Source organism: Jeotgalibacillus malaysiensis (assembly GCF_044789845.1).
Taxonomy (GTDB): Bacteria; Bacillota; Bacilli; order Bacillales; family Jeotgalibacillaceae; genus Jeotgalibacillus; species Jeotgalibacillus malaysiensis_A.
Genome location: NZ_CP085252.1, coordinates 1,168,727 through 1,182,256 on the forward strand (window position 1 = coordinate 1,168,727; position 13,530 = coordinate 1,182,256).

At 42.3% G+C, this 13,530-nt stretch carries 16 protein-coding genes and 1 pseudogene; 9 read left to right on the forward strand and 8 right to left on the reverse strand.

Annotated features, from left to right (window positions below; translation table 11 throughout):
* Positions 1–69: 69 nt before the first annotated feature.
* From LG330_RS06435 to LG330_RS06445, 3 genes are all read right to left on the reverse strand, one after another.
* On the reverse strand, positions 70–576 hold the full coding sequence (locus LG330_RS06435; protein WP_404408376.1) for an acyl-CoA thioesterase: 507 nt from the start codon (positions 574–576) through the stop codon (positions 70–72).
* A 66-nt stretch (positions 577–642) separates the two neighbouring features.
* Positions 643–786 carry a hypothetical protein gene (locus LG330_RS06440; protein ID WP_404408377.1) on the reverse strand — a complete coding sequence of 48 codons (144 nt, stop codon included), beginning with the start codon at positions 784–786 and terminating at the stop codon, positions 643–645.
* 90 nt (positions 787–876) lie between these two features.
* Positions 877–2,106, reverse strand: a complete 1,230-nt coding sequence (locus LG330_RS06445; protein ID WP_404408379.1) for an aminopeptidase — start codon at positions 2,104–2,106, stop codon at positions 877–879.
* A gap of 189 nt (positions 2,107–2,295) precedes the next feature.
* Between LG330_RS06445 and motA the strand changes: the two genes are divergently transcribed.
* The 6 genes from motA to LG330_RS06475 all read left to right on the forward strand — a co-directional run bounded on the left by motA (position 2,296) and on the right by LG330_RS06475 (position 9,152).
* Positions 2,296–3,096 carry a flagellar motor stator protein MotA gene (gene motA, locus LG330_RS06450; protein WP_404408381.1) on the forward strand — a complete coding sequence of 267 codons (801 nt, stop codon included), beginning with the start codon at positions 2,296–2,298 and terminating at the stop codon, positions 3,094–3,096.
* Positions 3,083–3,925: a flagellar motor protein MotB gene (motB, locus tag LG330_RS06455; protein ID WP_404408382.1), complete on the forward strand. Its 843-nt coding sequence runs from the start codon at positions 3,083–3,085 to the stop codon at positions 3,923–3,925. The genes motA and motB overlap by 14 nt, the downstream gene beginning before the upstream one ends.
* A gap of 211 nt (positions 3,926–4,136) precedes the next feature.
* Positions 4,137–5,516, forward strand: coding sequence for an alanine/glycine:cation symporter family protein (locus tag LG330_RS06460; protein ID WP_404408384.1), 1,380 nt, complete (start codon positions 4,137–4,139; stop codon positions 5,514–5,516).
* 154 nt (positions 5,517–5,670) lie between these two features.
* Entirely contained in the window at positions 5,671–6,669 is a 999-nt protein-coding gene (locus tag LG330_RS06465) for a class I SAM-dependent methyltransferase (RefSeq protein ID WP_404408386.1), read from the forward strand.
* A 56-nt stretch (positions 6,670–6,725) separates the two neighbouring features.
* Positions 6,726–7,235, forward strand: a complete 510-nt coding sequence (locus tag LG330_RS06470; protein WP_404408388.1) for a type 1 glutamine amidotransferase domain-containing protein — start codon at positions 6,726–6,728, stop codon at positions 7,233–7,235.
* Between the two features lie 147 nt (positions 7,236–7,382).
* Positions 7,383–9,152, forward strand: coding sequence for a methyl-accepting chemotaxis protein (locus tag LG330_RS06475; RefSeq protein WP_404408390.1), 1,770 nt, complete (start codon positions 7,383–7,385; stop codon positions 9,150–9,152).
* A gap of 59 nt (positions 9,153–9,211) precedes the next feature.
* On the opposite strand, the gene LG330_RS06480 is transcribed toward LG330_RS06475, so the two are convergent.
* Both LG330_RS06480 and LG330_RS06485 read right to left on the reverse strand, forming a co-directional pair.
* Complete coding sequence (locus LG330_RS06480; RefSeq protein ID WP_404408391.1) at positions 9,212–9,436, reverse strand: DUF1128 domain-containing protein; 225 nt, start codon at positions 9,434–9,436, stop codon at positions 9,212–9,214.
* A 65-nt stretch (positions 9,437–9,501) separates the two neighbouring features.
* A complete protein-coding gene (locus LG330_RS06485; RefSeq protein WP_404408393.1) occupies positions 9,502–10,860 on the reverse strand; it encodes an alanine/glycine:cation symporter family protein in 1,359 nt (452 codons plus the stop codon).
* A gap of 182 nt (positions 10,861–11,042) precedes the next feature.
* On the opposite strand from LG330_RS06485, the gene LG330_RS06490 reads away from it, so the two are divergent.
* The 3 genes from LG330_RS06490 to LG330_RS06500 are packed head-to-tail and all read left to right on the forward strand — an operon-like array spanning position 11,043 to position 12,864.
* Positions 11,043–11,474 carry a hypothetical protein gene (locus tag LG330_RS06490; protein ID WP_404408394.1) on the forward strand — a complete coding sequence of 144 codons (432 nt, stop codon included), beginning with the start codon at positions 11,043–11,045 and terminating at the stop codon, positions 11,472–11,474.
* 20 nt (positions 11,475–11,494) lie between these two features.
* Entirely contained in the window at positions 11,495–11,872 is a 378-nt protein-coding gene (locus tag LG330_RS06495) for a hypothetical protein (RefSeq protein ID WP_404408396.1), read from the forward strand.
* A 23-nt stretch (positions 11,873–11,895) separates the two neighbouring features.
* A complete protein-coding gene (locus LG330_RS06500) occupies positions 11,896–12,864 on the forward strand; it encodes a YihY/virulence factor BrkB family protein (protein ID WP_404408398.1) in 969 nt (322 codons plus the stop codon).
* A gap of 43 nt (positions 12,865–12,907) precedes the next feature.
* Here the strand turns inward: LG330_RS06500 and LG330_RS06505 are convergent.
* The 3 genes and pseudogenes from LG330_RS06505 to LG330_RS06515 all read right to left on the reverse strand — a co-directional run.
* Positions 12,908–13,207: pseudogene (locus LG330_RS06505) on the reverse strand (heavy metal translocating P-type ATPase); the annotation flags it as partial.
* Positions 13,208–13,211: 4 nt separating this feature from the next.
* A complete protein-coding gene (locus LG330_RS06510) occupies positions 13,212–13,352 on the reverse strand; it encodes a hypothetical protein (RefSeq protein WP_404408400.1) in 141 nt (46 codons plus the stop codon).
* A gap of 42 nt (positions 13,353–13,394) precedes the next feature.
* Positions 13,395–13,523, reverse strand: a complete 129-nt coding sequence (locus LG330_RS06515; protein ID WP_404408402.1) for a hypothetical protein — start codon at positions 13,521–13,523, stop codon at positions 13,395–13,397.
* Positions 13,524–13,530 lie beyond the last annotated feature (7 nt).

Genomic DNA, 13,530 nt, shown 5'->3' on the forward strand with positions numbered 1-13,530 from the left:
ATACTATCGACAAAAAACCTCTCCTTTTAACTAAAAGGAGAGGTTTTTAAAGATGTCTAATAATTAAGTTTATTGATGAGGCTTCGGCGTGAAAAACGCTGCCAGTTCCTCACTGTGAAGCTTTCTTGCTTTTCGGTGACCTGCACGGTTTTCTGCTGTTTCATTCAGCCATTTTTCTTCTTCAGTTTCAGGAATAACATCCTGTACCGGAATTGGTTTACCTTCGTTGTCAATGGCTACAAAAGTTAAGAATGAAATTGCTGCCACGGATTGATCTCCGGAAAGCAGGTTTTCAGTTGTGACTCTGACGAAAACCTCCATTGAACTCTTACCTGTGTAGGAAACAAAGGCTTCAAGTGTTACAGCGTCTCCTACACGAATCGGTTTTAAAAAATCAACAGAATCCGTTGAAGCTGTTACGACGAGTGAACGTGAATGCTTAGTTGCAGCAATAGAAGCAACGTTATCGATGTAAGCCATCAGCTGACCGCCAAAAAGGGTGCCGTGATGATTAGTATCCGGTGGCAGCACGTGATTCGTCTGAATTGTTCTGCTTTCTTTCATTGTTTTTCCCATGCAATCAGCTCCTCTAAAAAACCAGACCTCCCTGCTGCAGGGCGCAGCAAAGAGATCTGGTGATTATTAATGTTCGTTATGTTCGGGTCTTGGGTCAATTCTTTCTGCATCCTTTGTATTTAAAGGAATACGTAAAAAGTACATTAACGCTCCACCCACTAATCCGATTAGTGCACAGAATCCAAGCAATACTGAAGTCATGTATAACATCAGTGAGCTCCTCCTTTCACCGTACAAATAATTTGTATCAAATTCATTATATAGGATTACAGGAGATTAGGAAACGCTTTTTAAGATAACTTAAAATGCCCAGTCGCCATTTCTGAATACAGGTTCTGATGACCCGTCCTCTGAAATACCATCAATATCCATCTGATCTGATCCGATCATGAAATCAACGTGCGTGATACTTGAGTTTAACCCTTTTTCAGCAAGCTCTTCCTGAGAAGCGGTTTTTCCGCCTTCCACACAGAATGCATATGCACTTCCGATCGCCAAATGGTTAGATGCATTTTCATCAAACAATGTGTTAAAGAAAAGTACATTTGATTGTGAGATAGGGGACTGATGCGGCACTAGTGCTACTTCACCAAGGCGATGTGACCCCTCATCTGTCTCGATCAATTTTTTCAGGATATCTTCACCTTCATCAGCCTGTACATCTGTAATACGGCCATTTTCAAACGTGATTTTAAAGCCGTCAATGATGTTTCCACCATAGCTTAAAGGCTTTGTATTTGTGACATACCCTGATACGCCGTCTTTATGCGGTACAGTAAAGACTTCTTCAGTTGGCATATTGGCCATGAAAGTATGTCCTTTTTCATTCACACTTCCCGCACCGGCCCAGATATGACCTTTGGGAAGTTCAATTGTCAGGTCAGTGCCAGGAGCAGTGTAATGCAGTTTTTTATACTTCTTATTATTCAGGTAATCAGCTTTTTCATGCAGCGTTTCGTCATGTTTTTTCCAAGCATCAACAGGGTCTGCCTGATCAACTCTTACCGCTTTGAAAATGGCATGCCAAAGCTTTTCGATTGCTTCATTTTCATCAGCATCCGGAAATACTTTTTTCGCCCATCCCGCTGAAGGTGCAGCAATCACCGTCCAGCTCACTTTATCAGACTGGATATACTGGCGGTACTTCTCAAGCGCCTGACCTGCAGCACGCTGGAAATCGGAAATACGCTGCGGCTCAACCCCCTTCATCAGATCAGGGCTTGCTGAAACGATATTCATGAAAGCAGCGCCTTTTTCAGCGAGTGCTTCACGCTCCAGCTTTTTCCACTCAGGAAATTCACTGAATGAATCTGATGGTGCCATTTGATAACGCATTTTTGATACTTCATCATCTGACCAGTCAACAAACACCTGACGTGCTCCTGCTTCATAAGCTTTTTTAGTCACAAGTCTGACAAACGGAGCATTATCAATTGATGCACCTATGTAAAGCAGTTGATCTTTTTGAATATTGACACCTACTTTGACAGCCAGGTCAGCATATTTTTCGAACATTTCTGTATGACTCATATTGAAAACCCCTTTTCGTGTGTTTAGTTCCCTCTAAACATTTTACCAGTCGATTGATAAAAATCAAAAAATAATGAATGTTTCATATTCACAAAAAGCAATGTATGAGTAGAAAGGTCTAAAGTCATTAGTTTTTTAGCCGATATAAGAAATGTAGAGATAGAAATTTAGTGATTGTGGGTGAATGTTTTGGATAAATCCTCGTTTATTGGCGTTATTTTGGGACTGATTGCAGTGGGTGCCGGAATGATCTTAAAGGGTGTACCGGCCAGTGCTTTATTAAATGGCCCTGCATTTATGATTATTATTTTAGGGACTGTTGCAGCAGTAATGATTGCATTTCCAATGTCAGAATTAAAAAGAGTGCCTAAGTTATTCGGGATTCTTTTCAAAGAAACGAAAGGTACAGAAGTGCGCGATGTCATCCGCATGTTCGGTGAGTGGGCAGAGCTTGCAAGAAAAGAGGGGCTACTGGCGCTTGAATCAAAAACAACTGAAATTGAAGATTCATTTTTAAGAAACGGACTTGGCCTTGCAATTGATGGACAAAATGCTGACTACATAAGAGATGTACTGACTGAAGAAATTGATGCAATGGAAGACAGACATTTATCCGGTGCAGCTATTTTCTCTCAGGCAGGAACGTATGCTCCGACGCTTGGAGTACTCGGAGCGGTTGTCGGGCTGATTGCTGCACTCGGTCATATGGATGATACAACAGCGCTTGGAGAAGCGATCGCAGCGGCATTTATCGCAACATTGCTTGGGATTTTTACAGGTTATGTGCTGTGGCACCCTTTTGCCAATAAATTAAAACGAAAATCAACAAAAGAAGTTATGGTTAAATATATGATGATTGAAGGGATTTTATCTGTTCTTGAAGGTGAGGCACCACGGGTAATTGAACAAAAGCTTGCCTCTTATCTGCCTGCCAAAGAGCGTGAGCAGCTGATGGCTGAAGGCGGTGTTAAAACAGATGAAGAAGCGTAAAAGAAAAAAACACGATGAGCATATGGATGAAAGCTGGCTGATTCCATATGCGGATATTTTGACTCTACTGTTGGCTCTGTTCATTGTAATGTTTGCGAGCAGTACAGTAGATCAGGCAAAGTTTAACCAGATGTCGCAGGTGTTTAATGAAATATTTGCCGGCGGGGAAAATGTATTGGATTACGCAAGTCTTGTAGAAACTGATGACACAGAGGATGATATTGACAACGCTGAAGGTGCTGAACCGGAAGAGCTGACTGAGGAGATGACTGAGGAAGAGCAACAGATGCAGGATTTACTTGCAGAACAAACGGAGCGTGAAACTGCAGCTGCAGCAGATTTTGAAGAACTTCAGGTCGTTCAGGAGCAGATTAATGAATACATCGCTGCGAACAGTCTGGGGGAGTTATTTGAAACAGAGCTGACGGATGAAGGATTATTGCTCACAATCAGAGACAACGTTTTGTTTGCTTCAGGGTCAGCAGATGTCAGATCAGAATATCAGAGTATTGCGCAGGATGTAGCGAGCCTGTTGGAATTCGATCCGCCAAGAAACGTTATTATCACAGGACACACAGATAACGTGCCGATTAGCACAGCAGCATTTTCATCGAACTGGGAGCTGAGCGTAATGCGAGCTGTGAATTTTATGAAGCTAGTAATTGAAAACCCAAGTCTTGATCCGCGCTGGTTCAGTGCAAAAGGCTTCGGTGAATTTCAGCCGATCGCTTCAAATGACACAGAAGAAGGTCGAGCGAAAAACCGCCGTGTAGAAGTATTGATTCTGCCACGCGTTACAAGTAATGGAACAGTTACAAATACACCTTAACTGCCGCATATCTGTGGCAGTTTTTTTTATGTACATGCCCGGGACGGAATTGAAATGCCGAGGAGATGACCCGATCACCTCCGTCCCAGACATGTACACGTAAACCACGGGGGAGTATGGCATTATTTTTAGCCGGTGCAGTTTATCTTATATAAGGTAGGGAAAAAGGATAGAAGTTTCCGAAATATACTATTTTTAGGAGGAGATCCTATTGGAGGGATTTGTTAATGCTGTCACAGTTTTTTCTGAATGGCTGTGGGGTATTCCATTAATAGCCGTTTTATTATTTTCCGGACTTTTTATGACTTTTAAACTCGGCTTTTTTCAATTCAGACATCCGCTTTACATATTTAAACAAACATTTGGCAGTGTGACCAAAAAGCCAAAAGGGAAGGGAACTGTAACACCATTTCAGGCGCTGACATCAGCACTTTCTTCTACAATCGGTGCTGCTAATATTGTCGGAGTGCCGGCAGCGATTATGTTCGGTGGACCGGGAGCAGTCTTCTGGATGTGGGTAATCGCACTTGTAGGAATGTCTCTAAAGTTCTCAGAAAGTGCCCTTGCTGTTCATTACCGTGAGAAAAATGAGAAGGGCGAGTATGTCGGAGGCCCGATGTATTATATGACGAAGGGTCTTGGTATGAAGTGGCTTGGCATCTGGTTTTCATTTGCGCTGATGCTCGAATTGATCCCAAGTGTGATGGTGCAGGGGAATTCAGTAGCGAACACTGTAAATGAATCTTTTGGTGTTCCTGTTCTGTGGACCGGACTTGCAATTGCTGCTTTAATTGCGGTCATCGTTTTCGGTGGCATTAAGAGAATCGGTCAGGTAACACAGGTTGTGGTACCATTTATGGCATTGATCTATATTGGTGGCGCACTCGCTATATTATTTATGAATTTGGGTGCACTGCCTGAATTTTTCAATCTGATTTTTTCTAACGCATTTTCACCTGCACCTGTGATCGGTGGATTTGCAGGGGCAGCCCTTGTAGATGTGATTCGCTGGGGCTTTGCCAGAGGTCTTTATTCAAATGAGGCAGGACTTGGTACTGCGCCAATGGCACACGCTGCTGCGACCACGGATCACCCTGTAAGACAGGCGTTCTGGGCTGTGTCTGGGATTGTTGTTGATACGCTTGTCATTTGTACGGCAACTGCGTTTGTTGTCCTGTCTTCAGGTGTATGGACGGATGAAGGGGCAATGGATAACAGCAGTGCACTGACAACAATTGCTTTTGCTGAATACTTTGGTGATTTTGGAAGCATACTTGTAACCGTATCACTCATTTTCTTCGTATTCTCGACCATTTTGGTTGTCATTTTCTACGGTGCAAAGCAGGCTGAATTCTTATTCGGACTGAAAGCCTCATATGCGATTCAGGTAGTATATATTATTGCAATCGTATTTGGTGCAGTCGGTGCAGCAGAAATGATCTGGAACTTCCTTGATATTATGCTTGCGATGATCCTTCTGCCGAACATTTTTGCCATTTTAATGCTCAGTAATAAAGTGAAAGAGCTTAAGAATGAATTTTTCACCTCAGATAAATATTATTTAAAAGATATTGGTAAAAACAAAAAATAACTGTATGCACATTCGCGATATTTTGGCGAATGTGCATTTTTTTATCAAACGGAGTTTCTAAATGATGAATTAAGGATACACATTAGAGTAAGACTGAGTTTGGACTAATGATTTGCTAAATAGGTAACCGGTAGAGTGAAGAGGAGGGGTTTAAGTGATCAAAGACTTAAATAACATGTGGAAAGCAAGAACATGGATGAAAACGAATGTACCTTTTTTATATAGCTGGCATGCTTATGTCGGATATGAACTGGATCTGTTTGAAGCGTTTAAAAGGCCTGTAAAAGTTGAAGACGTGGCAGACGCGTATAATCTCGAAGAAGAACTGCTTCAACAGTGGGTTGAAGTAGGGATTGCGCTGAAGCACTTGAAAAAAGATGAGAAAAACCGCGTAAAGATTGCCAGAGCATGGAAGCTGCCAGGCACGAAAAAGGATAGTCCCTCATCCGGTGATTTACTTAAAGAAATGATGGAACTTCATATCCCCTCACTTCTTCACTACCCGGAACTGATGAAAGAAAAGAAACGACAGCATTTTGATAATGAAAAGCACGGCTCTACCGTGGCAAAAACATCGACCTTACTTGAGATGCTTGCATTCAGACTGATTAATCAGAATGTGAAAAAGCACCAGGTGCAGTCGATTCTTGATATTGGCTGTGGTGAAGGCGGATATTTGCTGAAGCTTGCGAAAAAACACCCTGACCTTCAGCTGACAGGAATTGAGATTAACAAGGAAGTGGCAGAGTCAGCTAAAAGGTCAACTGAAGACTTTGATCAGGTAGAGATTGTACAGGGGGATATTCATGAATATGAACCTGAACAGTCATTTGACCACGTCATGATCAATAACCTCCTGCACTACATCAATCCTGAAGAACGTCAGGCATTTTTCGATAAAATCGGAAAAATTACTGAAGAAAATGGCATTATCACAATCATTTCACCTCTTCAGAAAGCAAAACACGGTAAACAGTTCTCAAGCGCCTTTAACAGCTTTTTTATGACGTTTGATAATCTTTATCCAATTCCTTCTGAGCAGGAACTAAGGGAAATTGCTGACGCATGCGGATTTGAGCAGCAGACGCCATTTCCAATTATCCGTGAAGGCGGCTGGTTCTTTGTGAAGTGGGTAAAAAAAGAACAGGTTTAAAAAAGTAATATTGTGGAATACACAACATGTACACTCAACAAAAGGAGATGTTCGTAATGGCTAAAATCGCAACTTTAATAACTGATCAATTTGAGGACGTAGAATATACTGATCCGGCAGAAGCATTCAAAAAAGAAGGTCATGATGTCGTAACGATTGAAAAAGAATCAGGGAATTCCGTTAAAGGAAAACAGGGAGATGCGACAGTTTCGATTGATCAATCAATTGACAATGTCAGTCCTTCTGACTTCGATGCATTATTTATACCGGGTGGTTTTTCTCCGGACCTGTTAAGAGGCGATGATCGTTTCGTTGCCTTTGCAAAGGAATTTATGGATAGCGGGAAACCGGTACTGACAATCTGTCATGGTCCTCAGCTGCTGATTACAGCAAAAACACTTGAAGGCAGAAAAGCAACAGGATTTAAATCGATTAAAGTGGATATGGAATATGCAGGTGCAGAGTATCACGATGAAGAAGTTGTCGTATGCGGCAACCAACTGGTAACCAGCCGTGATCCTGACGACCTTCCTGCATTTATCAGAGAATCATTAAAGCTATTATAATCGTCAGATCGTAAAACCGGATCCTTTATCAGGGTCCGGTTTTTTTTTTTGTATTTTTTGAAAGCGCACTTAAAGATAAAGATATTAGGTCGATATACATATAAAGATAGATTAGTTCTATGAGATCATGGGACAGGGGGAGAATGGATGAAGAAGTTAAAGTGGAAGCTGTTATCAGGTTTTTTTGTATTAGTTATTTTTATTGGGGCACTTGCAGCTTTTAATATTTATTCACTTTCAAATATTAATCAGGAGACGCAAAATCTGCTTGAAGAGGAACTGGTCCTGTTATCGATTGATCAGGAAATGAGATTCAATGTATCTCAGCAGATTGCCCTGACGCGTGGATATGTATTATATGGGGAACCTGATTACAGGGAAAAGTTTGATGAGCTGGCAGTTCTGAATGATGAATTTGCAGAAACACTTCAGGCGTATGATGTCAGTAAGGAAATGCAGTCTGTTCTTACAATTACTAGAGTATGGCAGGAAGGTGTAAATGAGCGGGTTTTCTCTATGTATGATAATGGGCGTGAAGAAAATGCAAGAGTCTTATTCAGGTCCAACTTTGAACCGACAGCCAGAGGGATTATGGACAGCCTCGAAAAAATCTCAACTGCCAGAGAGGCTGAAGTCGATGAAGCAGGGGAAACAATTATCAGTAATGGTGAACAAACGATTATGACAGTCCTGACGATCAGCGGTATCGTGATGGTCCTTGCAATACTAATCAGTACAGTCATCGCAGGGCAGATTACAAAACCGATTGCGATGGTGACAAAGAGAATGAAGGCTATTGCAAAAGGTACGCTCCCGCATGAATCATTAACAACGAAGAGTAAAGATGAAGTGGGACAGCTGGTTCATGCTGTCAATGACATGAATCAGCAGCTCAGAGAACTTGTAGGTGGAGTTTCCGGCATTTCAGTATCAGTGCTTGAAAAGGGTAGTCAACTTGCAGAAAGTGCTGAAGAAGTCAAGGAAGGCAGCCGTCAGATCGCTGTAACGATGAATGAGCTTGCTGATGGGGCCGGAGCACAGGCGGAATCTTCATCTTCTTTAAGCGAGAAAATGAATGGCTTTGTCACAGTTATCAAAAGCTCAGCTGATCACGGGGCATCTGCTCAGGAAAAAGCAGAGCAGATGCTGCTGCTTTCACGTGATGGCGGTGAGAAAATGAATGAGACCATCCAGACTGTGAATCAGATTAATACAAGCTTTAAGCAGGCAATGGATCGTGTGAACGGGCTTGATCAACAGGCTCAGAATATTTCAAGGCTGGTCCAGGTCATTCAGGAGATTGCGGATCAGACAAATCTTCTTGCCTTGAATGCTGCAATTGAAGCAGCAAGAGCCGGAGAACATGGAAAAGGCTTCGCAGTTGTTGCAGATGAAGTAAGAAAGCTCGCAGTACAGGTGTCTGCTTCCATTTCAGATATTACCGGCATCATTGTCTCCATCCAAAAGGAATCAAAGGAAACAGTGGCGGTGCTTCAGGAAGGGTATGGAATGGTAAGTAACGGGGTAAGTAAAATGGAAACAACTTCAAACTCATTCACAGAAATTGATCAGCAGGTACATGCTGTATCAGAACAAATGAAACTGATTGCAGCATCGCTGTATGAGATTGTGAATGCATCTGAGGATATGCATCAGGATATTGAACAGATTGCTTCTGTATCTGAAGAGTCAGCAGCCGGGATTGAACAGACAAGTGCAGGTGCTGAAGAATCAAGTTCAACGATGGAGAATGTCTATGAGTCCTCCAGAGAGCTTATAAATGATGCCAGAGAGCTCAGAGACCGCATCGGCATGTTCAGGGTAGAGGAAGCGCCTGAAGCTGAAATAACAGCAGAAGAGGCGGAAGAAAACGAATTAAGTACGAATGAAATTCAGGACAATGATAAAGCGTCCTGACATAATAAAAAAAGAGGAGATGAACCGAATGCGGTCATCTCCTCTTTCTATTTGCCAGCCTATGCTTTACGCAAACTGCCAAGCTCTTCAGCAATTGCCTGCATTTCACTTGGGCTGAATGTCTCTCTTTTCATCACCATTGTATAAAGAGAGTGAAGCTCCTCATACTGTTCTTCATCAAAAGCAGATACCTTCAGGGCACCGGCGTTTACAATACGAAGACGGTCTTTAATCTTTTCAACCATATATTCAGCATTTTCTGTGCTCTGTACACTTAAATCCATAGTGATCAGTCCTTTCATTCGCTAAATACCATCTTTCCATGCTTCAAAGGATCTGTCAATATGCATTAAGCGGCTTTATTTGCTGCTTTCTCTTCCTTAATCTTCTCGCGGATCCGCTTCGTCTCATAAGCAACTACGCCTGAAAGACCAAGTAATCCAATTAAGTTAGGGAATGCCATTAAGCCGTTCATCACATCAGAGAAGGCCCAGACAACATCAAGTGTTGCAACAGAGCCAATCATCACCGCAACAACGAAAAGCGCGCGGTATAAGACATTAAATTTCTTTGTTCCTACAAGGTACTGGAAACACTTCTCTCCATAATATGACCAGCCGATAATTGTAGAAGAAGCAAAGAAAATTAATCCGACAGTTACAAGAACAGGACCAATAGGACCCAGGAAGTACTCAAATGATGCTGAAGTTAACGCACCACCCTGAAGGTCACCGCCTTCATAAAGACCAGCCATGACAATCGTTACACCTGTGATTGAACAGATGATCAGTGTGTCAATCAGAACCTGAGTCATGGATACAAGTCCCTGACGTCCAGGCATGTCTGTCTTTGCAGCAGCAGCAGCGATTGGTGCAGAACCAAGACCTGCTTCATTTGAGAACACCCCACGGGCAACACCATAGCGGATGATCGCACCGATTACACCACCGGCAATCGCTTCATTACCAAATGCCAGCGTGAAAATTGTAGCAAATGCAGAAGGTACTAAATCAATATTTAAAATCATGACAATAAGTCCTGCGATTATATAAAATGCTGCCATAAAAGGAACGAAAATCGATGTAACCTTACCGATACTCTTAATTCCGCCCAGAATAACAAGCGCAGTGAAGACTGTCAGCGCAATTCCTGTTACCCATGTCGGTACAGAAAATGTATCATTTACAACATCTGAAACTGAGTTCGACTGAACCATGTTACCGATACCAAACGCGGCAATTGCACCAAACAATGCAAATAGCACACCAAGCCATTTTTGCTTCAGTCCGCGTTCAAGGTAATACATCGGACCGCCGGACATTTCGCCGTCCTCATCCTGAACACGGTATTTAACAGCAAGTACAGCTTCCGCATACTTGGTTGCCATTCCGAAGATAGCTGACAGCCACATCCAGAAAATCGCACCCGGACCCCCAAGCACAACAGCTGTTGCAACACCGACGATATTACCGGTACCAACAGTTGCCGCCATTGCGGTCATTAATGATTGGAAGTGAGAAATATCACCCTTTGACTTTTTGTCCTGATTACGGGAAAAAGCCAGCTTGAGTGAATAGCCGGTTAAAGCGAACTGCACCATTCCGAGACGGAAAGTCAGGTAAATACCTGTACCGACTAAAAGAATAAGTAGCGGCGGTCCCCATACCAGCCCACTGATTTCATTCAGAAGATCTGTTAAGCCTTGCATCTAATTTCCCCCTTTTTCTTTTTCTAGGTCATAAATATGAACAAAATATGTATGCCTTACTTTAAATATTCCGAAAATTTACCCCTAATTGTCAAGTTTTTTTTAAATTCGGCAAGCTGAAAAGGTTTCAAACGAAAGACCTAAGGAAATAGTAAACCATATACCGTATAAGGAGAGAGATGATGAAGACTGTATTATTCCTTGTACAGAACCACTTGTCAAGTTGTACAATTCTTGCTGCTGAACTGAAAGAAAGTGCTCAAAAAGACATGAACCTTTTAGTAAGAGGCACCTTTACCTGGCAAAGCGGGGAAATGTCTGAAAATTTTTATGAAGGAATAAAAGGAGCAGGCAGCGAAAAAGAACTGAAGACCGAGCAGCTGCAGCGGAAGGACCTTGAACAGGCTGATACCATTGTCGTGATCAGTCAGGCAGCAGAAGAATCCTTAAAGCATCTGCTGAAGGCATCTGATAAAGACCATGAAATCATCCGGATCGAAAAATTCAACGGAAGATCAATGGAAGACCTCGAACACATGCTGCAGGGCGATCAGGAAGATGAAGCGATAAAAGACCTGAAACAAAAAAGCGTCGAACTGGCTGCAAAATTGTAAAACAAATTGGAGGAAAAGAAATGGCTAAGAACAAATTATCAGCAGGTATTATCATAGGAGCAGTAGCAGGAGGGATACTCAGTATGCTTGATCCTTCCACAAGGAAAAGAACTGCCCAGTCTTTATCAAACACGAAGCAATCCATCTCCTACTATTCCAGAAATCCTCAGGAATTCGCAGACAGAGCTTCTCAAAAAGCAGATCAGTGGAGAGAAATCGCAGAAAAAATTCAGGAGGACATTGCATTTCTTTCTGAAAAATATGAAGAAGTGAAATCAATGGCACCTGAATTAAAAGAAACTGTTCAGGAAACGAAGGAAGCTTTTACAGAAGATCAGCCTGCACCTCAAAGTCCTGCAGCTTCAACCGGCGGGCTTCCTGAAAAAAAGACCGTATAAAATCTGACACAAGGAGGGATGGAATGACTTCTAAAAAAGACAATCCTGCTCCTGAAACGAAAGAAGACAGCGAGTGGAAAGAAGGCAAAAAAAACAGACACCTTGAGGATATGTCAGATGCAGTACATAAAGCAGGGCGTGAAGGGCATTATGATACGTTCACGGGATTTGTAAAGGCTGTCATGAGACGCTTTACTGATGCTGATACACCAGGTCTTGGTGCGCAGCTGGCCTATTACTTCCTACTTTCATTATTCCCGCTGCTGATTTTTGCACTGGCATTACTTCCTTATTTAGATATTACCCAGGCACAGTTGCTGGATATGTTCCGTGAATTCGCGCCTGGTGATGCGATGGCATTAATTGAATCGACAGTATCTGAGGTGGCAACCGGAGGGAGTGCAGGACTGTTATCAGTCGGTATTCTGGGTACTTTGTGGTCTGCTTCTAACGGTATGAATGCAATCATGAAGGCTTTTAACAACGCCTACGAAGTGGAAGAAACAAGATCATTTATCATTGCACGTGGCATGGCAGTAGTCTGGACAGTTGTTATGGTTCTGATTTTTGTCGTGGCCTTACTGCTTCCGATTTTTGGCCAGCAGATTGGCGAATTGATCTTCTCGTGGTTTGGACTGACTGACCAGTTCCTGACGATCTGGACAGTGCTCAGGTTTGCTATTACACCATTTGTTCTGTTTGTAGCCTTTGTCGGACTATATGCATTTGTACCAAATGTTAAGATCCGATTTATTTCTGTTATTCCCGGAGCGGCTTTTGCAGCGATCGGATGGTTATTAACCTCTTCGTTATTCTCAATTTATGTAGGGAATTTCGGGAACTATTCTGCATCTTATGGCAGTATCGGTGGAATTATCGTGCTGATGATCTGGCTGTACCTTTCAGGACTTATTATACTTGTCGGTGCCCAGGTGAATGCAACGATGGCTGCCAAGCGCCGTCATAAGCCGTCTATTCCTAAAGGATCATGAGCAAAAAAGCCTCCTACTCATATTGAGTAGGAGACTTTTTTAATCAGCTTTTTAAAAGTCTGAGACCGTTCAGAATGACCAGAATGGTACTTCCTTCGTGACCGAGCACACCAAGCGTGAGATCTAGCGCCTGAAAAAAGTTTGAAATAATCAGGATAAAGATCACTGCAATACTGAAAATAATGTTTTGCTTTACAATTTTATTCATTCTTTTAGAAAGATTAATCGCCTCGGCAATCTTCTGAAGATCATTTTTCACTAACACAACGTCAGCGGTTTCAAGCGCAATGTCAGATCCTGCTCCCATAGCCACACCGACAGAGGCAGTGGCAAGGGCCGGAGAAAAATCAGGATGTCCAGTATCCAATCCATGCGGCACCTATAGTAGCAACGATCATTAACAATTCAACGTTTAAATCCTTACCTTTAACAGAGGCTTTAATTCCCTCAATTGCTTTAAAATAGCCACCGATAACGTATGCAGACAAATATACCTCTGCAGATATAGCAGAAAATCCCTGGTCCATCAGCTACCACGCAATTAGAATCAGTACGCCGCTTGAAATGGCCATCACTAATTCAAGATGGACTTTCATAAAATTCGTACGTTCTTTTCTGATCGCTGAAGGTAAATTAAAAGCTTCACTATACTTAACCATTTACCCC